General features: G+C 68.0%; 18 protein-coding genes. 6 read left to right on the top strand and 12 right to left on the bottom strand.

Features of this window, described 5'->3' with window-relative positions; translation table 11 throughout:
* Positions 1–68: 68 nt before the first annotated feature.
* Positions 69–1,265, bottom strand: a complete 1,197-nt coding sequence (locus C8D03_RS13630; protein WP_108046814.1) for an MFS transporter — start codon at positions 1,263–1,265, stop codon at positions 69–71.
* A 197-nt stretch (positions 1,266–1,462) separates the two neighbouring features.
* Here C8D03_RS13630 and yddG point away from each other — a divergent pair, with 197 nt between their 5' ends.
* A complete protein-coding gene (yddG, locus tag C8D03_RS13625) occupies positions 1,463–2,326 on the top strand; it encodes an aromatic amino acid exporter YddG (protein WP_108051631.1) in 864 nt (287 codons plus the stop codon).
* 190 nt (positions 2,327–2,516) lie between these two features.
* Here the strand turns inward: yddG and C8D03_RS13620 are convergent, their stop codons facing one another.
* The 4 genes from C8D03_RS13620 to argH all read right to left on the bottom strand — a co-directional run bounded on the left by C8D03_RS13620 (position 2,517) and on the right by argH (position 8,485).
* Positions 2,517–5,240: a TIGR02302 family protein gene (locus C8D03_RS13620; protein ID WP_108046812.1), complete on the bottom strand. Its 2,724-nt coding sequence runs from the start codon at positions 5,238–5,240 to the stop codon at positions 2,517–2,519.
* 142 nt (positions 5,241–5,382) lie between these two features.
* Positions 5,383–6,672, bottom strand: coding sequence for a diaminopimelate decarboxylase (gene lysA / locus C8D03_RS13615; RefSeq protein WP_108046810.1), 1,290 nt, complete (start codon positions 6,670–6,672; stop codon positions 5,383–5,385).
* A gap of 9 nt (positions 6,673–6,681) precedes the next feature.
* On the bottom strand, positions 6,682–6,945 hold the full coding sequence (gene lptM / locus C8D03_RS13610) for an LPS translocon maturation chaperone LptM (protein ID WP_248308458.1): 264 nt from the start codon (positions 6,943–6,945) through the stop codon (positions 6,682–6,684).
* A 154-nt stretch (positions 6,946–7,099) separates the two neighbouring features.
* Positions 7,100–8,485: an argininosuccinate lyase gene (gene argH, locus C8D03_RS13605; RefSeq protein WP_108046808.1), complete on the bottom strand. Its 1,386-nt coding sequence runs from the start codon at positions 8,483–8,485 to the stop codon at positions 7,100–7,102.
* Between the two features lie 29 nt (positions 8,486–8,514).
* On the opposite strand from argH, the gene tlpA reads away from it, so the two are divergent.
* The 4 genes from tlpA to C8D03_RS13585 all read left to right on the top strand — a co-directional run bounded on the left by tlpA (position 8,515) and on the right by C8D03_RS13585 (position 13,520).
* Entirely contained in the window at positions 8,515–9,147 is a 633-nt protein-coding gene (gene tlpA / locus C8D03_RS13600) for a thiol:disulfide interchange protein TlpA (RefSeq protein ID WP_108046806.1), read from the top strand.
* A gap of 93 nt (positions 9,148–9,240) precedes the next feature.
* A complete protein-coding gene (locus C8D03_RS13595; RefSeq protein WP_108046804.1) occupies positions 9,241–11,349 on the top strand; it encodes a DUF294 nucleotidyltransferase-like domain-containing protein in 2,109 nt (702 codons plus the stop codon).
* Positions 11,350–11,465: 116 nt separating this feature from the next.
* A complete protein-coding gene (locus tag C8D03_RS13590) occupies positions 11,466–13,196 on the top strand; it encodes a carbamoyltransferase family protein (RefSeq protein ID WP_108046802.1) in 1,731 nt (576 codons plus the stop codon).
* Positions 13,197–13,271: 75 nt separating this feature from the next.
* Positions 13,272–13,520 carry a DUF1272 domain-containing protein gene (locus tag C8D03_RS13585; RefSeq protein ID WP_108051627.1) on the top strand — a complete coding sequence of 83 codons (249 nt, stop codon included), beginning with the start codon at positions 13,272–13,274 and terminating at the stop codon, positions 13,518–13,520.
* A gap of 22 nt (positions 13,521–13,542) precedes the next feature.
* Here the strand turns inward: C8D03_RS13585 and grxD are convergent, their stop codons facing one another.
* Genes grxD through purL form a run of 4 tightly spaced genes read right to left on the bottom strand, consistent with a single transcriptional unit; the run spans position 13,543 to position 16,881 of the window.
* Positions 13,543–13,878 (bottom strand): Grx4 family monothiol glutaredoxin, encoded by a 336-nt coding sequence (gene grxD, locus C8D03_RS13580; protein ID WP_108046800.1) that lies wholly within the window; start codon positions 13,876–13,878, stop codon positions 13,543–13,545.
* Between the two features lie 19 nt (positions 13,879–13,897).
* Complete coding sequence (locus C8D03_RS13575; RefSeq protein WP_108046798.1) at positions 13,898–14,398, bottom strand: DUF29 domain-containing protein; 501 nt, start codon at positions 14,396–14,398, stop codon at positions 13,898–13,900.
* 24 nt (positions 14,399–14,422) lie between these two features.
* On the bottom strand, positions 14,423–14,659 hold the full coding sequence (locus tag C8D03_RS13570) for a BolA family protein (protein WP_108046796.1): 237 nt from the start codon (positions 14,657–14,659) through the stop codon (positions 14,423–14,425).
* 11 nt (positions 14,660–14,670) lie between these two features.
* Positions 14,671–16,881 (bottom strand): phosphoribosylformylglycinamidine synthase subunit PurL, encoded by a 2,211-nt coding sequence (gene purL / locus C8D03_RS13565; RefSeq protein WP_108046794.1) that lies wholly within the window; start codon positions 16,879–16,881, stop codon positions 14,671–14,673.
* Positions 16,882–17,065: 184 nt separating this feature from the next.
* Between purL and C8D03_RS13560 the strand changes: the two genes are divergently transcribed.
* Positions 17,066–18,295: a vWA domain-containing protein gene (locus C8D03_RS13560; protein WP_181300962.1), complete on the top strand. Its 1,230-nt coding sequence runs from the start codon at positions 17,066–17,068 to the stop codon at positions 18,293–18,295.
* Here C8D03_RS13560 and C8D03_RS13555 read toward each other — a convergent pair.
* The 3 genes from C8D03_RS13555 to C8D03_RS13545 are packed head-to-tail and all read right to left on the bottom strand — an operon-like array spanning position 18,270 to position 20,571.
* Positions 18,270–18,722 carry an acyl-CoA thioesterase gene (locus C8D03_RS13555; RefSeq protein ID WP_108046790.1) on the bottom strand — a complete coding sequence of 151 codons (453 nt, stop codon included), beginning with the start codon at positions 18,720–18,722 and terminating at the stop codon, positions 18,270–18,272. The two genes, C8D03_RS13560 and C8D03_RS13555, sit on opposite strands and share 26 nt — an antisense overlap.
* Before the next feature lie 57 nt (positions 18,723–18,779).
* Positions 18,780–19,661 carry a methyltransferase domain-containing protein gene (locus C8D03_RS13550; protein ID WP_181300961.1) on the bottom strand — a complete coding sequence of 294 codons (882 nt, stop codon included), beginning with the start codon at positions 19,659–19,661 and terminating at the stop codon, positions 18,780–18,782.
* Between the two features lie 28 nt (positions 19,662–19,689).
* A complete protein-coding gene (locus C8D03_RS13545) occupies positions 19,690–20,571 on the bottom strand; it encodes a UTP--glucose-1-phosphate uridylyltransferase (RefSeq protein ID WP_108046786.1) in 882 nt (293 codons plus the stop codon).
* Positions 20,572–20,634 lie beyond the last annotated feature (63 nt).

The following is a 20,634-nucleotide window of genomic DNA, read 5'->3' as shown; positions in this document are numbered from 1 at the left end:
CAGATCAAGCAGGATCGCTAGGTGCAAAATATGGGCTGAGTGCGTCCGTCGATGGAGCGGGGCCGCTTTCAGCTCCGCCGTGCCGCCTTCGGCAGCAGGAAGGTCAGCAGCCCCAGCGCCGGCAGCCAGGCGGTGATCGCGAACACCTCGACGATGCCGATGCGGTCGGCCAGAGCGCCGAGCACCGCCGCCGCGACGCCGGCGAGCCCGAAGGAGAGCCCGTAGAACAGCCCGCCGACGAGACCGACGCGATGCGGCACGAGGTCGATCGCGTAGATCAGGATCGCCGAGAAGGCGCTCGCCATGACGAAGCTGATGATCACGCTGAGCACGCCGGTCCAGAACAGGTCGGCATGGGGCAGCAGAAGTGCGAATGGCAAAGACCCTACGATGGAAAGCCAGATCACCCGGTCGCGGCCGATCCGGTCGCCGACCATGCCGCCGATGATGACGCCGAAGGTGCTGACCGCGAGATAGAGGAACAGCATGATCTGCGAGAGCTGCACGGTGATCTCGAACCGCGTCATCAGGTAGAAGGTGTAATACGAGGTGAAAGCGGCGTTGTAGCCGTTCTTCGAGACCAGCAGCAGGATCAGGATCGTCATCGCAAACAGTACGCGTCCGCGCGACAGGCCGTGCGTAGCGACGTCGTCGCCATGCCCCTTCGCCTGGCTGCGCCGAAAGGCGCTGTAGCGCGAAGCAGTCCAGGACATCAGCATCATCGCGACCAGCACGACGATCGAGAACCAGGCCAGGCTCGCCTGCCCGCGCGGCACCACAATCGCCGCCGCCAGCAGCGGGCCGATCGCGTAGCCGGCATGGCCACCGACCTGGAACAGCCCCTGCGCCAGCCCCTGACGGCCGGCGGCGGCATGGCGCGCCATCCGCGTCGCCTCAGGATGGAACACCGCCGAGCCGAGCCCGACCAGCGCCGCAGCCAGCAGCACCATCCCATAGCTCGCGGCATAGGCGAGTGTCAGCAGCCCGACCAGCGTCGCGCCCATGCCGGCGACCATCGCATAGGGCCAGGGCCGCTTGTCGGTGAGATAGCCGAGCAGCGGCTGCAGCAGCGACGACGTCACCTGGAAGGCCAGCGTGATCAGGCCGATCTGGACGAAATCGAGCCGGTAGGTCTCCTTGATCAGCGGATAGAGCGCCGGGATCATCGACTGAAGCAGGTCGTTCAGCAGATGCGCGACGCTGAGTGCGACCAGGATCGGGATCAGGGGGCGGCGCTCGGTGGCCGGCAGCGATAGCGTTGTCATGGCCGGGACGCTTGATCCTTCGCTCCATCGCGGTCAATGCCGCGGCACGGCGTCCAGATCATGGCATCCATGGCGTGAAAGCCGTGCTGCGATGCGACAAAACCGGCCCGGACATCAAAAAGCCCGCTGCAATCGGCGCGAGGCCTGCTATCGAGGCCACCCACTTCCTGCGCTTTCGCCCCGCCACAACCCGTTCCATGACCTCCCGCACCGCCACCTGCATCGGCGCTCTCGCCATCCTGCTCTGGTCGACGCTGGCGCTGTTCACCGCGATGAGCGGCCGCGTGCCGCCCTTCCAGCTCGTCGGCATGACCTTCGTCATCGGCGGTCTGCTGATCCTCGCCATCACGGCTACGCGCGGCCAGCTCGCGCGCATCCGGCCGACGCCGGCCTCCTTCATGCTGGGGCTCTATGGCCCCTTCGGCGACACCGCGCTCTATTATGCTGCGGTGAAGACCGCGCCAGCCGCCGAAGCCAATCTGATCCATTATCTCTGGCCGCTGCTGATCGTGCTCTTCGCCGCCCTGCTGCCGGGCGGCAGGCTGAAGCTTCGGCATCTGATCGGCGCGCTGATCGGCCTCGCCGCGACCGCACTGCTGGTATCGGGCGGACTCGGCTCAGGGTCAGGGCTGGCGCCCGGCCATCTGCTGGCGGCACTCGGCGCCTTCGTCTGGGCGAGCTATTCCGTGGTCTCTCGCCGCTTCGCCACGGTACCCTCGGAAAGCCTCTGCATCACCATGCTCGGCTGCGCGATTCCCGCCTTCGCCTGCCACCTCGCCTTCGAGACGACGCTGTGGGAGCTGAGCGCGATCGAATGGGCAGGCGTGCTGGGCTTGGGGCTGGGCTCGATCGGGCTCGCCTTCGTGGTCTGGGACATCGGCATGAAGCAGGGCGACGTCGCGCTGCTGGGCGTCGCCTCCTATGCCGCGCCGGTCCTCTCGACGATCGTGCTGGTGCTGGCGGGCTATGCCCAGCCGAGCTGGCTGCTGGCCATTTCCTGTGTGCTGATCATGGCCGGCGCGTTGGTGGCGAGCTACGAAAAGCGCTCACCCTCGACATAAGAGCGCGGGGAACCCCTCTCCCGTAGGGAGAGGGGCAGGGGTGAGGGGTCGGCCCCTCGACCAGTTAGGTGCAGGAATAGTAACAAAACAGCGGCGACGGTCACGGCAAACCGTCCAACGGCCGACCCCTCACCCTGCCCTCTCCCTATGGGAGAGGGTTCCCCGCGCCTTTCCGGATACATAGCGCCGCTCAGTTCCGCCGGAGCAGCCGCTCCAGATAATCGAGCTCTTCCATCGGGCGCGACGGGTCGCCGAGCCGGCGGCGCAACTCTTCGAGGATGCGGCGCGCGCGCTGCGTGGCGCTCTCGTCGGCACCCGGCACGCGCACGCGGCCATCGGCCCAGTCGCGCTGGCGCTGCGGCCGGCCGAGAGGGTCTTCGCGGCCGCGCTGCTGCGCCGAGGGCCGTCCCGCCGGCTGCCCGTCGGGTTCGCCGAAGGCACCCTCGCCGGGCTCGCCGCCCTCGCCGGGCTGGCCCTGCATCTGCTGGGCGAGGTTCTGTCCGCCCTTGCGCAAGGCCTCAAGCGCGCGGCCCTGGGCGTCGAGCGCGCCTTCGCCCTGGCCCTGGCCGAGCTGCTCGCCGGCCTCGCCCATCGCGTCCTCGGCTTCGCCGAGTTCGCCCTGCTGCGGCGCGCCCATGCCGCGCATCCGCCGCTGCAGATCCTGCAGCCGCTCGCGCAACTGCTGCTGGCGCTGCGCCAGGCTCTGTCCGCCCTGCCCGCCTTGGCCGTTCTGGCCCTGCTGGCCTTCGCCCTCCTCGCCGTCCTCGCCCTGGTCGCCGGGCTGCTGGCCCGGCTGCTGACCGCGCTGGCCCTGCTGGCCGCGCTGCCCCTGCTGACGCTGGCCTTGCTGGCCCGGGCGGGCCTGCTGCTGGCCGGGGCGCTGGCCGCGCTGCGTCCGGTTCTGGCGCTGCTGCTCCTGCTGGAAGGTCTCGTCGCGCAGCCCCTGCTGCTCGCGCGTCATCCGGTCGAGATCGGACAGCGCCTGGTTCATCTCGCGCTGGCGCGGGTCCTGCTGGCCGGGGCGCGCCATCTGGAGATTGTTGAGCATCTGGTTGAGCTCTTCCATCAGGCGCTGCGCCTCGGCCATGTCACCGCGCTTCGACAGCTCCTCGATGCGGTTGAGCATGTTCTGCAGGTCGCGTGGCGTCACCGATCGGAAGTTCTCCGGCAGCTGCGACATCTGGTTGGGGTCGGCGTTCTGCTGCTGTCGCTGCATCTGCTCGGCAAGCTGGCGCATGAACTGGTCGAGTGCCCGGCGCATCTCCTCGGTGAGCTTCTTGATCTCCTCCTCGGACGCACCGCGCTCCAGCGCCTGCTGCAAATTCTCCTGCGCCGCCCGCAGGGCCCGTTCGGCATCGGACAGGTCGCCATCCTCGAGCTGGAGCGCCAGCGCCCACATCAGCTCGGCGACCTCGCGCAGCTGGTCGTCGCTGGAAGCCCGGCGCAGCCGCTCGTTGATCATGCGCATGCCGAGATAGACGCCGGTCTCCTTCATGAAGAGGTCGGGCTCGATCAGCAGCGCGTCCATGGCAAGCTGCACCTTGCGCCGGTCATCGACATCCATGACGAGCTTGCGGCGCTGCTCGACAAGGGCCTTGGGCAGCGGCTTGGCGAAGGTCCGCTGCGGCAGGACGACCTCGACGGCCTCGCTGCGGCCCTCCTGACCGGCCTCGTCGCGCGCCACCAGCGTCATCCTGACCCGGGCACCGGCCCAGGGATGGGCCGAGAAATCGACGGTGCTCTTCATCTCCTCCTCGCCGTCCGGCGAGGACGGCACGCTGAGGTTCTGTTTCGGAGCCTCGACCAGCGAACGCCCGGTCGAGGGCGGCCCGCTGCGCTCGACGACCGCCTCCACCGAAGCGAGGCCGTAATCGTCCTTGGCGCGATAGGAAATCGAGAGTCCGCCGGGCTGCGCGCCGGTGACAGGCTTGGGCGGCTCGATGAAACTGGCCTGCGGCGGCTGGTCGGCGATCGCGGTGATCGACAGCATCGTGCCCGGCGCGCCGCCCCCGGTCAGCCGCAGCGTACCATTGCCGACGAGCGTATAGCGCTTCTCCAGCACGGCCGGGACGTCGCCGGCCGCCGGCTTGGCAACCGCTGTCGGCTTGCCGTCCGCCGTTTTGGCCTCGGCGGGAGGCAACACATCGAGCCGCCCTGTCGTCGCGACATCCATCGCGGTCTTGCCGGCGATACGGACGACGATCGTCGACTTCTCGGGCGCGTTGATCTGCGGGCTCGCCAGACGGGCGAAGTCGATCAATATCGGCGGCAGCCGCGTATAGGACGGCGGATCGATCCAGGCGTCGACCCGGACCGCGGGCGCCGGCAGCGACGGCCCGCGCCAGTCGAAGGCGGCGCGCAACCGCGGCACGGCCTCATGGCCAGCGACGAAGACGGCGGTGACGGCAGCCAGCAGCGGCACGGCGCGCAGCGCGTAACGGTCCCGCCCCGCCATGCGCGGCTGCGGCGCAGCGACGCGGAGGCCGGCAATGCGCGCGCTCTGACGCTCGACATGCAAGGCCCAGAGCGCCTGCGAGACGGGGTCCTTGGCGCCGACCGCGAGACTGTCCTCCAGCGCGGAGGCCGGGCGATGCCCACCCTCGAGCGACTGGTCGAGCCGTGCCAGCGCATCGCGATGCGTCGGCAGGGTCATCATCACGACATGCCAGAGGCTCGCGGCGAGCGCCGCCAGGAACAGCACGAGCCCGATCGCGCGCCCCTGCCAGGGCAGATGCGTCCAGAGGCCGAACCACGAAACGGCGAGGAAACTCAGCAGAACCGCGACGGGGAGCCAGAGACGGGGCCAGAGGCGCTCCCAGCCCAGCGAGACCCGCGACGCCATGGCGAGGCGAGCCAGCCGCTGCCGCACGCCTTCGATCCGATCCGGCGCCTTGCGGCGCTGCGCCTCATTCATGCCGTCGCTCCGAGCCGCCCCCAATGCCGCTGGGAAATCTCCGCCTGGACATCTGCCGCGTCCCGACGCTAGCACGGGAATGTGGCAAGGCCAGAGCGAAGCCGGTCACATGCGGCCTGCTCGACGTTTCGTGAACGCGAATTCAGGCCAGCCAGGGCGGTGCACGATCCGTGCCGAGCAGCTCCTCATAGCTCTGGCGCGGCCGCGTCACCGCATATTCCGCGCCCTTCACCAGCACTTCCGCCACCAGCAGGCGCTGGTTGTAGGTCGAGGACATGCTGGCGCCATAGGCCCCGGCGGTCATGAAAACGATCAGGTCGTCTGGCCGCAGCGCGGGCAGGACACGGCCCACGGTGAAGGTATCGCCCGATTCGCAGATCGGCCCGACCACGTCATAGGCCACCTCGGCTGCCCCGGCTTCCGGCTCCGACACCGGCCAGATCTCGTGATAGGCCTCGTACATCGCCGGCCGCACGAGATCGTTCATCGCCGCGTCGACGACGAGGAACTGCTTGGTCGGGCGCGGATTGAGATGCAGCACCCGCGTCAGCAGGATGCCGGCATTGCCGACGATCAGGCGTCCCGGCTCGAAGCCCAGCTCGACATCGAGCCCCTTGGTGACGCGCCCGACCATCGCCGCATAAGCCTCGATCAGGCTCGGGCCGTGATCGAAATCCTTGGGGATGTCGTAGGGGATACCGAGGCCGCCGCCGAGGTCGAGCCGGTCGACGCGATGGCCTTCGCCGCGCAGCGCCCCGACCAGCGCCGCCATCTTGGTATAGGCGGCCTCGTAGGACTCCGTTTCGCGAATCTGGCTGCCGATATGCACGGCGAGCCCCATCATCCGGACGCCCGGCATATTCGCCGCGCGGCTGTAGAGCCGCCCGACTTCCTCGAAGGAGACCCCGAACTTGTTCTCGGACGAACCCGTGGTGATCTTGGCGTGGCCCCCGGCGCCGATATCGGGATTGACGCGGAACACCGCCTCCTGGCGCTTGCCCAGCGACGCCGCGACCCGCGACAGCAGGTCGAGTTCGCCCTCGGATTCGATATTGACCTGATAGATGCCGGCCTCGACTGCGAAGCGCAACTCGTGCTCGCTTTTGCCGACGCCGGAAAAGACGATCCGCTCCGGCGGGAAGCCGGCGGCGAGCGCCTTGCGCACCTCGCCCTCCGAAACGGTGTCGGCGCCCGCGCCGAGCGAAGCCAGCGTCTTCAGCACGCCGAGATTGCCGTTGGCCTTCATGGCGTAAAAGACATGCGCCTGCCCCTTGGGCGCAGCCCCTTTCACCGCTGCCGCAAACAGCCTGTAGTGCCGCTCGATCGTCGCCGAGGAATAGACATAGACCGGCGTGCCGACCTCCGCCGCGATCCGGCGCAGATCGACGTCCTCCGCGAAGAGGGAGCCGTCGCGATAACTGAAATGATGCATCGGATGCTCTTAGAGGATCGCGTCGAGCACGAAAGGCTTTTCCGGCACGACGATCGCACGATTGGGCTTGACCGGCTTGGCGAGAATCGAGCTCTGCGTCAGCGAATCCGCCTCCTTCTCGGACGCACCGATCTGCGAATCCGGCAGGTCGATGGCACCTGTGGCATTCGGCGGTGCCTCGAGGGGACCCTTGCGGCCACAGGCCCCGAGCGCGAGTGCAAGCAGGCCCGCGACGAGGACGGCGCGGCCGAGTTTCAGGCGGGAGTGCAGCACGTAAGCGAACCCTTGGGCGAAGCGTGGCGGAGAGTGTAGCGAAGGATGACGGCAGATGCGAGGCTTTGGCGGCCGTCATTCTCGGGCAACGCGCAGCGCGAGCCCGAGAATCTCTTTCAGGAGATGCCCGGGTCGAGCCCGGGCATGACGATCCTCAGCCCTTCGCAAGCTTCTTCAGCCAGCGCTTCGCCTGGCGGCGGACATTCGCCGGCGCGGTCCCGCCATAGCTGACGCGGCTCTTCACCGACTGCTCGACGCCGAGCACGGCGAAGACGGCCTCCGTGATCTGCGGCTCGACCGCCTGCATCTCGGCCAGCGACAGCTTCTCCAGCCCGATCTTCCTGTCAGAGGCGAGACCGACCAGCCGGGCGGTGGCGTGATGGGCGTCGCGGAACGGCATCTTCAGCACGCGCACCAGCCAGTCGGCGAGGTCGGTCGCCGTCGCGTAGCCCATGCCGGCGGCCTTCTTCATCACCTTCAGGTCGGGCTGCATGTCGCGCACCATGCCCGCCATGGCTGCAAGGCACAGCGACAGCGTCTGCAGCGCGTCGAACGTGCCTTCCTTGTCCTCCTGCATGTCCTTGGAATAGGTCAGCGGCAGGCCCTTCATCATCGTCAGCATCGACTGCAGCGTCCCGAAGACGCGCCCCGCCTTGCCGCGCACCAGTTCCGCCGCGTCCGGATTGCGCTTCTGCGGCATGATCGAGGACCCGGTCGAGAAGGCGTCCGAGAGGCGCACGAAGCCGAATTGCGGCGTCGCCCAGAGCACGATCTCCTCGGCCAGCCGCGACAGATGCATCGCGCAGATGGAAGCCGCCGCCAGCGTCTCCAGCACGAAATCGCGATCCGAGACCGAATCGAGCGAGTTCGCGGTCGGGCGATCGAAGCCCAGCGCCTTCGCCGTCATCTCGCGGTCGATCGGGAAGGAGGTGCCGGCGAGCGCAGCCGCCCCGAGCGGGCTTTCGTTCAGCCGGGCGCGCGCGTCGCGGACACGTCCGCGGTCGCGACCGAGCATCTCGACATAGGCCAGCAGATGATGGCCGAAGGTGACGGGCTGCGCCGACTGGAGATGGGTGAAGCCCGGCATCACCGAGCCGGCATGGGCCTCCGCCTTTTCGGCCAGCGCGAGCTGGAGGTCGGCCATCTGCTCGTCGAGCTGGTCGAGCGTGTCGCGCACCCACAGCTTCATGTCCGTCGCGACCTGGTCGTTGCGCGAGCGGCCGGTGTGGAGACGCCCGGCGGCAGCGCCGATCCGATCCTTCAGGCTGCTCTCGACGTTCATGTGGACGTCCTCGAGCGCGCGCGAGAACGTGAAGCTGCCGGCCTCGATATCGGCCTCGACCTGCTTGAGCCCGGCGCTGATCGCGGCCACATCCTGCTTCGTCAGGATGCCGGTCTCGCCCAGCATCGCTGCATGGGCGAGCGAGCCGCGGATGTCCTGTCGCCAAAGGCGCTGGTCGAAATCGATGGAGGCGTTGATCTCCTCCATGATGGCGTCGGGACCCGTGGCGAAACGTCCACCCCACATGCGATTGCTCACGACGGTCTTTCCTGCTTTGAGGACGCGCGATGACGTCACGATCGAAAATCTTCGCCGCCTTCGGAGCGCTTGCCCTCGTCGCTGTCGCCGGCGTCGCGGCCTTCTACTCCGTCGCGGGCAATGCCGGCAATTCCGGTTCTTGCAGTGCTGCCCGCACGACAGCGGCACGGATGGCGCCGCTCGCACGCGGTGAGGTCGCCGCCGTGCAGGTCAATACCACGCCGATGCCGACGCCGGACCTCGCCTTCCACGGCCCCGACGGGACGCCGACCTCGCTGTCGGCCTTCAAGGGTCGCACGCTGCTGGTCAATCTCTGGGCGACATGGTGCCCGCCCTGCCTCAAGGAGATGCCGGCACTCGACGCGCTGCAGGCGGCGCTCGGTGGCCCCGGCTTCGCGGTGGTCGCCATCAACATCGACACCCGCAACCTCGACAAGCCGAAGGCCTGGCTGGCCGATCGCAAGATCGCTGCCCTGCCCTATTACGCCGACCCGCAGGCCAAGGTCTTCCAGGACCTGCGCGCCGCCCGCAAGGTCGAGGGCATGCCGGTCAGCCTGATCATCGATACTGAGGGCTGCGAACTCGCGATCCTCCAGGGCCCGGCCGACTGGGCGAGCGACGACGCCAAGGCGCTGATCGGGGCAGCGCTGAAGCGCCCGTAACGGCAACATGCCGGCCCGGCTCTTCGCCGAAAGGTCTCTGGCCAGCCCTCGGGCCTGCCATTAGGTTGCTTCGCAAAGGGCGGGGACAACCGCATGCCGAAGCTGCTGCAGGCCACGCCGCTTTTCGCGATCCGCGGCGTCGCGCTCGACGCCGAGACCACCGGCCTCGACATCCGGCGCGCACGGATGATCGAGATCGCGGCGATCCATCTCGACGGCGGCCGCCTCGACCGGCACAACGCCTTCCAGAGCCTGATCGCCTGCGATGCCGAGATTCCGGCCAGCGCCTGGGCTGTCCACGGCATCGACGGCACGGCCCTCGCCGGAGCGCCCTCCTTCGAGGTGTTGCATCCCGGGCTCATGGCCTTCATCGAAGGCCGCATCCTGATCGGCCATACCGTCGGATTCGACATCGCCATGCTGGCCCGCGAGGCCGAGCGGCTGGGCCAGCGCTTCGTCAGGCCCATCGCCCTCGATGTCCGCCTGCTCGCCCAGTTGGCGGAGCCCGGCCTTCCCTCCTATTCGCTCGAGGCGCTTGGGGCCTGGCTCGAGATCGCTCCGCAGCAGCGGCATCGCGCCCTCGGTGACGCGATGGCCGCGGGGCTCGTCTTCCTCGCGCTCGCGCCGCGCCTGCGCGACAGGGGCATCCGCACCGTCGGCGAGGCCATCTCCGCCAGCCGCCGCATCGCCGACGCCATGGCCGGGGCGGTGCCGCCCGCCTGGGAGCTGCAGGCGCCGGCACATGAGGGCGACCCGCTGCCGAAGCTCGACAGCTATCCCTATCGCCACCGCGTGCGCGACGTGATGCGCGCCAACCCCGTCATCCTCCCCGACGCGACCCCGATCTCCGAGGTCCTGACCGTCATGGCGGGTGAGCGCCTCAGCTCGGTCTTTCTCGGGCACGCCGATGCCAGCCCCGGCGGAACGGCGATCCTGACCGAACGCGACGTGCTCCGGGCCATGGCGCGCCATGGTGCCGGGGCGCTGGCCATGTCGGCGGTGCGCTTCGCCTCGCGCCCCGTCGTCGCCGTTCCAGCCGATGCCTTCCTCTACCGCGCCATCGGGCGGATGAGTTCGCGCAACATCCGCCACCTCGCGGTGACGGACGAGCACGACCACGTCGTCGGGGTCGTCACGCCGCTCAAGCTACTGCAATTGCGCGCGAGCACGGCCGTCGCTCTCGGCGACGATATCGACACCGCTCCGGACATCCCAGCCCTCGGCCAGATCTGGGCCAGGCTGCCGCTGATGGCGCGCGCCCTGCTGGCGGAGGATGTGCCGGCCCGGATGATCGCGGCGGTCATCGCCCGCGAGGTCGGCGCCCTCACACGCCGGGCGGCGATCCTCGCCGAGGCAGAACTGAGGGCCGACGGCGCCGCCCCCCCGCCCTGCGCCTATGTCGTGCTGGTCCTCGGCTCGGCCGGGCGGGGCGAGAGCCTGCTCGCCATGGACCAGGACAATGCGCTGGTCTTCGCGGACGGGGAACCGGGTGGCGAGGAGGACAGGTGGTTCGCGCGCCTCGGCAGCCGCATGGCCGCGATCCTCGACGAAATCGGCGTGCCGCTGTGCAAGGGCGGCGTCATGGCCTCGGAGCCGGACTTCCGCGGCTCGGTCGCAACCTGGCGCAGCCGCATTGCCCAATGGCTCGGCCGCTCGAACCCGAAAGACCTCCTCAGCGTCGACATCGTCTTCGATTTCCAGGCCGTGCATGGCGACCGGGCCATGGCCGAACGGCTCTGGCGCGATGCCTGGGCAGCCGCGCGCGGCCAGACCGCCTTTCTGAAACTGCTCGCCGAGAATGCCGGCCCGCCCGCTGCCGGGCTCGGTCTCTTTGGCGGGCTTCGCACCGACGAGGACGGCCGCATCGACCTCAAGCGGACGGGCCTGAAGGATATCGTCACCACGGCGCGGCTTCTCGCCCTGCACCACGGCGTGCCTCACCGTCCGACGCAGGCGCGGCTGGAAGCGGTGGCGGGCCTTGGAAGCGGGGCGACGCAGGACCTCGCCACGATCGACCGGGACCATGCGCTGATCCTCGACTGCATCCTGCGCCAGCAGCTCGCCGATATCGCCGCGGGCCTCGCCCCGTCGAACCGCGTCGCGCCCGCGCTCCTCGGCAAGGCGCATGTGGCGGACCTCAAACAGGCACTTGGAAGGCTCTCGATCCTGGAGGAATTGCGCCGCGACCAGCTTTCGGGGTGACGGCGCGAGCCATCGAAATTGTCCACGCCCGCAACATCCGCAGCGCCGGCGCGTTTGCCCTGGAGCCCTGCGGGGCATGTTGCCTCGGCAAGGTCTCTACCCCTACGGTGCCCGCCATGACGTATACGATAGGCCTTGCCACCACCTTTCACGACCCTGCTGTCGCGATCATCGGCCCCGATGGCGGCGTGCTCTTCGCCGAGGCGACGGAGCGGCACCTGCAATACAAGCGCGCGCCCAACTGCGAACCGGACCCAGCGCCCCGGATGGAAGCACTGCTGAAGCGCTTTGTCCCCCGAGAGGCCGAGGTCCGGATCGCGACGAGCTGGGGCGAGGATTTCACCGGCTTCCTCGACCAGATGAGCCGCACCGGCTCTTTTTCGCTCGATGCCCTGCTCAAGCTCTCGCCCGAACTGAACCGCTCGCTGGTGCCCGAGCGCACCGAACGCGCGCTGATCGCTTCCTTGCATCAGGGCCAGCAGCGCGCCGGCATCGGCACGCTGCTCGGCCTCGACCGCGCCTTCGGTCGGGCCAACGTCATGGGGTTGAAGCGCTACGGCCACCATCTCAGCCACGCGGCCTATGCCTGCTGGTCCTCGCCCTTCACGGATGCGGCCTGCCTCGTCGTCGACGGCATGGGCGAGACCGGCGCCTCTGCGATCTACGCATTGGAAGGCCGCCGCATCCGCGAAGTGAAGCGCCATCGCGGCCGCGAATCGATCGGCTTCTATTTCGGCCTCGTCACCGACCTCGCCGGCTTCGACCAGGCCAAGGGCGAGGAATGGAAGATCATGGGGCTGGCGCCCTATGGCCGCCGCGACGAGCGCCTGATGGCGCTGCTGCGACGGCTCTACCGCATCGAGGGCCACAAGCTCTCCTTCGCCACGACGGATGTCGTGCGCGAGGTCTCGGCCGAGATCCTGCGCCTGCGCCCGGCCGAGGCGCTCGACCAGGGCTGGGCCGACCTTGCCCGCTGCGGGCAGGACGTCTTCGCCGAGATGATGGAGGCCTTGCTCTCCGAGACCGCTGCGCGGGTACCGTCCGCCAATCTCGTCCTCGCCGGCGGCTGCGCGCTGAACTCATCCTTCAATGGCAAAATTGCCGGCCGCCACGGCTTCGGGGAGGTTTTCGTGCCCTCGGCCCCGGCCGATGACGGCAATGCGATCGGCGCCGCCTGGCTCGCTCATGCCGAGGCCAACCCGGACTGGCGTGCCCCCAAGGGACCGCTCTCGCCCTATCTCGGCTCGGGCGTCTCGACCGAAGCGCTCGAACGGATGCAGGCCTGGGAACCGCGCCTGCGCCGGCTTGCGCCCGGCGAGATCGCCCCCGTCACGGCGAAGCTGCTGACCGAGGGCAAGCTGATCGGCTGGGTGCAGGGCCGCGCCGAATTCGGCCCCCGCGCGCTGGGCAATCGCTCGATCCTCGCCGATCCGCGCCCGGCCGACGCCAAGGACATCCTCAACGCCAAGGTCAAGTATCGCGAGGCCTTTCGCCCCTTCGCGCCGTCGATCCTGGCCGAGCATGGGCCGGCCTGGTTCGAGGCCTACCAGGACGCGCCCTATATGGAGCGCACCCTGGTCTGGAAGGAGGCGGTGCGCCATCACGTTCCGGCCGTGGTCCACGAGGACGGCACGGGGCGCCTGCAGAGCGTCACGCCCGAGCGCAACCCGCGCTATCACGCGCTGATCTGCGCCTTTCACGCCCTGACCGGCGTGCCGGTGATCCTGAACACCTCCTTCAACATCATGGGCAAGCCGATCCTGCACACGGCCGAGGACGCGATCCTGATGTTCTATACGAGCGGACTCGACGCCCTCGTGGTCGATGACTGGCTGCTGGTGAAGTGATGGCGATCATCAGCAGCTTGCATTGGCAAAGCCGCCACCGCAGCGGCATGCTTGGCCGACATTGAGGAAGCCGCCATGCTGCAACTGCGCCCGAACTGCGAATGCTGCGACCGCGATCTGCCGCCCGAGGCACGCGACGCGCTGATCTGTTCCTTCGAATGCACCTTCTGCGCCGATTGCGCGGACACCCGCTTCAAGGGCGCCTGCCCGAACTGCGGCGGCGAACTCGTCCTCCGCCCGGTCCGGCCCGCAGGCAAGCTCGCAAAAAACCCGCCCTCGAAAGAGCGGGTCTTGAAACCTCATCCGGAATGCGCGGCCGCGTGAGCCCGCCGCGCGGGCGCGAAGCTCAACTCGCCTGCTTCACGGTGATGCCCTTCTCCTCGAAGAGCGCCTGCAATTCGCCGGCCTGGAACATCTCGCGGGTGATGTCGCAGCCGCCGACGAACTCGCCCTTGACGTAGAGCTGCGGGATCGTCGGCCAGTTGGAATAGGCCTTGATGCCCTCACGGATCTCCTGGTCCTCCAGCACGTTGACGCCCTTGAAGGGCGCGCCGATGTAGCTGAGGATTTGCACGACCTGGCCGGAGAAACCGCACATCGGGAATTGCGGCGTGCCCTTCATGAAGAGCACCACGTCGGCGGACTTCACTTCGGACTCGATACGGGCGTTGACGTCGGTCATTGAGGCTGTCCTTTGAATGTCAGTGGTTGGATGGAAACAGCCGGTCCAACGTTTCCAAGCCGTTTTGATACGCGAACCTGTCGTTGAGAAGCTCGTCGAGCCCGAAGGGACTTTCTTTCGGAAGGCCGGGCGGAATCCGGACTCCATAGGGCCGCAGCGAATCCGTCGCAAACCTGAAAGCACTGGACCAGATCGCCTGCATATCGAGATACTGACGCATCGATGGCCGAAAATCTTCGCGCGCCTCGACGAGGGCGCGGTTCGTCTCGCCTTCCCAGACCCGGCATGACAAGGCATTGGGGTCGCAATAGGCTTTCAGCATATGCTCCAGCGCCACCCGAAGTTTCGACGCCACGGCTTTCCACTCGCTGCGTCCCAAGGTCTCGATCTCCTCGGCGATGTTCTCCCAGTCGATCGTGTTCGACAATTCGGGCCGTGAGCGCACGAGATCGCGGATCGCCTGCGCCTGCTGTTCGGCCCAGGTGACGATGTCGTCCTCATAAAGCGTGTCGGCAGGCATTACAGCCTCCGTGGATATGATGCCCTAATCTTGGGGAACCCCGGTCGTCAGCGCAAGGGCGTGCAGCACGCCCCCCATATTCCCTTTCAGCGCGGCATAGACCATCTGGTGCTGCTGCACCCGGCTCTTGCCCGCGAAAGCCGCCGAGGTGACCGTCGCCGCATAATGGTCGCCGTCACCGGCGAGGTCCTTGATCTCGACGACCGCGTCCGGCAACGCCGCCTTGATCATCGCCTCGATGTCGTGCGCATCCATCGCCATGGCATCTCTCCTCAGGCGGCCTTGCCGGCCATATAGGCGGGCAACCAGGCTTCATGCGCCTGGCGCAAATCCGCCAGCGGGATCGCGGCCTCGCCAGGCAGGGTGAGCGCTCCGGCCGCCGTATCGCCGAGCGTCAGGGCCGGCACGCCGGCAGCCTTTGCTTCGGAGAGGACGGCCTCGGCCGCCGCCTTCGGCACGGTCACGAGATAACGCGCCTGGTCCTCGCCGAAGAGCACGGCATGGACCGGCCCGGCCGGCAGCCGCTCGACCACCGCGCCGACACCGCCCGCCATCGCCATCTCGGCCAGCGCCACCGCAAGCCCGCCATCCGACAGATCGTGGCAGGCGCTGACCCGCTGCGCCGTAATCAGGCCGCGGACGAAATCGCCGTTGCGGCGCTCGACCGAAAGATCCACCGGCGGCGGCGCACCCGCCTCGCGGCCGCAGACCGTCGCGAGATAGGCCGACTGGCCGAGCCAGCCCTGCGTTTCGCCGATCAGGATGATCGTCTCGCCCTCGGCCTTGAAGGCAATCGTCGCATGCTTCGTCACGTCGGCCAGCAGGCCGACGCCGCCAATGGTCGGGGTCGGCAGGATCGAAACGCCATTGGTCTCGTTGTAGAGCGAGACATTGCCCGAGACGACGGGGAAATCGAGCGCCCGGCAGGCCTCGCCGATGCCGCGGATGCAGCCGACGAGCTGGCCCATCACTTCGGGCCGCTCCGGATTGCCGAAGTTCAGGTTGTCGGTCACGGCGAGCGGCATCGCGCCTGTCGCCGTCAGGTTGCGCCAGGCCTCGGCGACCGCCTGCTTGCCGCCCTCGAACGGGTCTGCCTCGCAATAGCGCGGGTTGACGTCGGCGGTCATGGCGAGCCCCTTCGGCCCGTCCTCGATCCGGATCAGCCCGGCATCGCCGCCCGGCGTCACGACGGAATTGCCGAGGATCAGGGTATCGTACTGCTCCCAGACCCAGCGCTTCGAGCATAGATCGGGCGAGCCGATCAGCTTCAACAGTGCCTGCGTGTTGGTCAGAGGCGCTTCGACGCTCTCCGGCGCGATCCGCTGCTGCGGCGGCGTCTCGATCCAGGGCCGGTCATATTCGGGCGCCTCGTCGCCGAGTTCCTTGATCGGCAGATCGGCCATGGTCTCGCCCTGGTGCTTCACGACGAAGCGCAGATTGTCGGTGGTATGGCCGACGACGGCGAAATCCAGCCCCCACTTCTTGAAAATTGCCTCGGCCGGCTCCTCGTGGCCGGGCTTGATCACCATGAGCATGCGCTCCTGGCTTTCCGACAGCATCATCTCATAGGCGCTCATGCCGTCCTCGCGGCAGGGCACGGCATCGAGATTGAGTTCGACGCCGAGATCGCCCTTGGCGCCCATCTCGACGGCCGAGCAGGTCAGGCCGGCCGCGCCCATGTCCTGGATCGCATCGACATGGCCCGCCGCCATGATCTCGAGGCAGGCTTCGAGCAGCAGCTTCTCGGCGAAGGGGTCGCCGACCTGCACGGTCGGGCGCTTCTCCTCGGCGCCCTCGCCGAAGGCGGCCGACGCCATGGTCGCGCCATGGATGCCGTCGCGGCCGGTCTTGGAGCCGAGATAGACGATCGCCTTCCCCACGCCCGAGGCCTTGGCGTAGAAGATCTCGTCGGCGCGGGCGATGCCGACCGCCATGGCGTTGACCAAGTTGTTGCCGTCATAGCGGCTGTGGAACCCAGTCAGGCCGCCCACATTGGGCACGCCGAAGGAATTGCCGTAGCCGCCGACGCCGGCGACGACGCCCGAGACCAGATGGCGCGTGCGCGGATGGTCCGGCGAGCCGAAGCGCAGCGCATCCAGCACCGCGATCGGCCGCGCACCCATGGTGAAGACATCGCGCAGGATGCCGCCGACGCCCGTCGTCGCGCCCTGATAGGGCTCGATGAAGGACGGGTGGTTGTGGCTCTCCATCTTGAAGACGATCGCCAGACCGTCGCCGATGTCGATCACACCGGCATTCTCGCCCGGCCCCTGGATCACCCAGGGCGCCTTGGTCGGCAGGGTCTTGAGATGGATCTTCGAGGATTTGTAAGAGCAGTGCTCGTTCCACATCGCCGAGACGATGCCGAGTTCCGTGATCGAGGGCTCGCGCCCGATCAGATGCAGGAAGCGCTGATACTCGTCCGGCTTCAGGCCATGCTCGGCCACGAGCTGCGGCGTGATCTTGATGTCGTTGGGAATCACAGGCGACGGTCCCTGGCGTTCTGGCGGCGCGGCAGATCTTCGATCGCCGCGCGTCTTCGATGGGCGGGGCATAGCGCGCCTGACCGCCCGAGACAACGCATTCCGGTGCTACGCCGCCCTGCTGGCACGCGATCTGCGCTGTTTTCCACGGCACGGGGCGGACCGTGCCAGGGAGGAACAGTCCATGTCGCTTTTGTCCCGTTTCAGGAAGGACACCTCCGGCAATGTCGCGATCATGTTCGGCTTCCTCGCCGTTCCGATGATCGGCATCGCCGGCGCCTGCGTCGATTATGCCCGCGCCAGCTCGGCCCGCTCGACCCTCAACGCCGCGGTCGATTCGGCCGCGCTGATGGTCGCCCGCGACGCCACCAAGCTGACGGACGCGCAACTCAAGGTTCGGGCCGAATCGCTGATCCGCGCCAATCTCGCCGGCAACTCCGACGCCAAGCTCGGCACCTACACGGTCGCGATCAACCGGACGGCGCGCACCGTCAATGTCACCGCCACCACCGCGGTCGAGACCAGTCTGACCAAGGTCATCGGCGTCGACACGATCCCTGTCTCCTCCACCGCGCAGTCCGCCTGGGGCACCAACACGGTCGAACTCGCGCTCGTGCTCGACAACACCGGCTCGATGGCATCGTCCGACAAGCTGACCGAGCTGAAGAAGGCCTCGCTCGACCTCCTCAAGATCATGAAGGACGCATCGACCGCGACCGACCAGATCAGGATCTCGATCGTGCCCTTCGCAACGCAGGTGCGCCTGCCGACGACCTACAAGGACGCGCCCTGGCTGCGCTACGACCTGACCAAGGGCACCGGCTCGAACAAGAAGACGATCACCAAGGCGACCTGGGAAGGCTGCATCAGCGACCGTGACAAACCCTATGACGTCAGCGACGCCGGCGCGGTGACGGGCCAGAACGCCACGCTCTACCCGGCCGACTTCTGCGCCCAGTCGACTTTGACGCCGATCCGCCCGCTGACCAGCGACTGGACCGCGCTGACGAGCACGATCAACGCCATGACGCCTGTCGGCAACACCAACGTCGCCATCGGTGCCGCCTGGGGCACGGCCAGCCTGACCCCGATCGCGCCGCTCCCGGAAGCCGCCCCTGCCAACACGCCACGCCTGACGAAATACATGATCCTGCTCACCGACGGCGACAACACCCAGAACCGCTTCAGCGACAACCAGAGCACCATGGACGCTCGCACCGAGGCCGCCTGCAGCAACGCCAAGGTAGCGGGAATCCGCATCTTTTCGATCCGCGTGATCGACGGTAACCGCAACCTGCTGCGCGGCTGCGCCAGCGAGACCGGCATGTATTACGAGGTCTCCAACGCCTCGCAGCTCGCACCGATCTTCCAGCAGATCGCCCGCGAGATCAGCCAGATCCGCCTGACGATGTGAGGGCCTGAAGCGCCGCGCGCAGCTCGGCTGGAATCGGCACGGGTCGCTGCGTGGCGCGGTCGACATAGACATGGGTGAAGCGGCCCTGTGCGGCCGCCCGTTCGCCGCCCGCGCGGAAGACGCCGATCCGGTAGGTCACCGAGCTGTTGCCCAGCCGCTCGACACCGAGCCCGACCTCGACGGGCTCGGGAAAGGCGAGGCTCTCGAAATAGCTGCAGGTCGTCTCGACGACGAGGCCGACGATCGCGCTTCCCGCGATGTCGAGAAAGCCGCGTTCGACCAGCCAAGCATTCACCACCGTGTCGAACCAAGCATAATAGACGACATTGTTGACGTGGCCGTAGACGTCGTTGTCGGCCCAGCGTGTCGGCACCGTGCGGAACAGGCCGAAGGCATCGCGGCCCAGCCGCTCCTTGCGCTCACTCACGAACCGTCCCCTGTTTCGACCATCAAGATCAGGGTTGCAGACCAACCCGTCCCCCCGCTAACCGCCCGCCTTGTCGCCCGTGCCATGCTCCGCCACGCCGAGCGCATCCGCCAGCCTGGCCTTGGCCGAGCCCGGCCTCAGCGGCTTCTGCTGGCTTTCATGCGGCGCCCAGCCCGAGAGCCAGACGATCTCGAAAGTCGCCCGCAGCCGCCCGTCCGCGTCGGCGAAGCGCTCGACATAAAGCGCCGCCGCCCGCATCAGCGTGTCGCGCCTCATGCCGGCTCTGCGGCGGGCAGTGAGCGCATTGCCCCAGCCCATAGCGCGCAGATCGCGCAGCAATCCGAACAGGTCGCGATAGCGCACGATCACGACCTCGCTGTCGACGACCGGCAGCGCGAAGCCCGCTCGCTGCAGGAGGCTGCCGAGGTCGCGCAGATCGGCGAAGGGCGCGATGCGCGGACTGGCGCCGCCCGCGGTCTCGGCCTCCGCCTCGAGCAGAACCTGCCTCAGTTCCTGCAACGTTCGGCCGCCGAGCAGGCAGCCGATGAAGAGCCCGTCTGGCCGCAAGGCCCGGCGGATCTGGATCAGTGCGCCCGGCAGGTCGTTGACGCCTTGCAAGGCGAGCAGCGAGGCTGCGAGGTCGAGGCTTTCCGGTCCCAGCGGCAGGCGTTCGAGATCGCCGACGAGATCGGCCGCCGCGCCCGCCGTCTCGGCCATGCGCAGCGCGGTGCCGGCCCTGGCGCGCAGCACGGGCGCCGCCAGCGGCAGCGGCGTGCCGAGATCGGCCGCCACCCCGAACTGCCGCAGCACCGCCGACAGCCGCTCATCCAGATCCTGCGTCGCGCGTTCGAGCAGGAAATCCGGATAGCCGGCCGCCAGCGCCCGCGTCAGGCGCTGTCGGCCGAGCGCGCGGTCGAAGACGATGCTGCCCTCGCTCACCCGCGCGGCTCCCGCACGGCGCAGCCCATCAGCGTTCCAGCAGCCGCTCGATCTCCTGGCGAATCTGCGGACCGAGATCGCTGCGATCGAGCGCATAGGCGATGTTCGCTGTCAGGAAGCCGATCTTTGAGCCGGTGTCGTAGATGTCGCCATCGAAGCGCACGGCATGGAACGGCTCGAGCCGCGACAGCGCGATCATCGAATCCGTCAGCTGGATCTCGCCGCCGGCGCCGGGCTCCTGGTTGGCGAGCAGGTTGAAGATCGTCGGCTGCAGGATGTAGCGGCCGGTGATGTGCAGGTTCGAAGGCGCCGTGCCCTTGGCCGGCTTCTCGACCATCTTGGTCACCTTCGAGACCTTGGCGTCGCGGTTCTCGACGCCGACGATGCCGTATTGATGTGTCTGGTCCTCAGGCACCGGCGCGACCGCGATATGGTTGCCGCCATGCTTGTTGTAGGCGTCCATCATCTCGGCGAGGCAGCCCCTGCCATGAGTGTGGTGCAGCATGTCGGGCAGCAGCAGCGCGAAGGGCTCGTCGTCGCCGATGATGTCGCGCGCGCACCAAACCGCATGGCCAAGCCCGAGCGGAGCCTGCTGGCGTGTGAAGCTGGTCGCACCAGCGGCCGGCAGATCGGCCAGGAGCGCTTCGAGCTCCCTGGTCTTGTTGCGCTTGCGCAGCGTGTCGTCGAGCTCGTAGGCGAGGTCGAAATGGTCCTCGATCACGGTCTTGTTGCGCCCGGTGATGAAGACGAAATGCTCGATCCCGGCGGCGCGCGCCTCATCGACGACATGCTGGACGACCGGGCGGTCGACGATGGTCAGCATCTCCTTCGGAATCGCTTTGGTCGCGGGCAGGAAGCGGGTGCCGAGACCGGCGACGGGGAAGACGGCCTTGCGGATACGTTTCGTCATGGAAGGTCCAATTGGCGCCTCGGCCTTGCATGCCTGTGGCGGAGCGGGTGGAAAAGCGGCCGG

It is taken from the genome of Bosea sp. 124 (genome assembly GCF_003046175.1).
Lineage (GTDB): Bacteria > Pseudomonadota > Alphaproteobacteria > Rhizobiales > Beijerinckiaceae > Allobosea.
The sequence above is the reverse complement of the archived record's forward strand: the minus strand, read 5'-3'. Positions and strand labels throughout refer to the sequence as shown.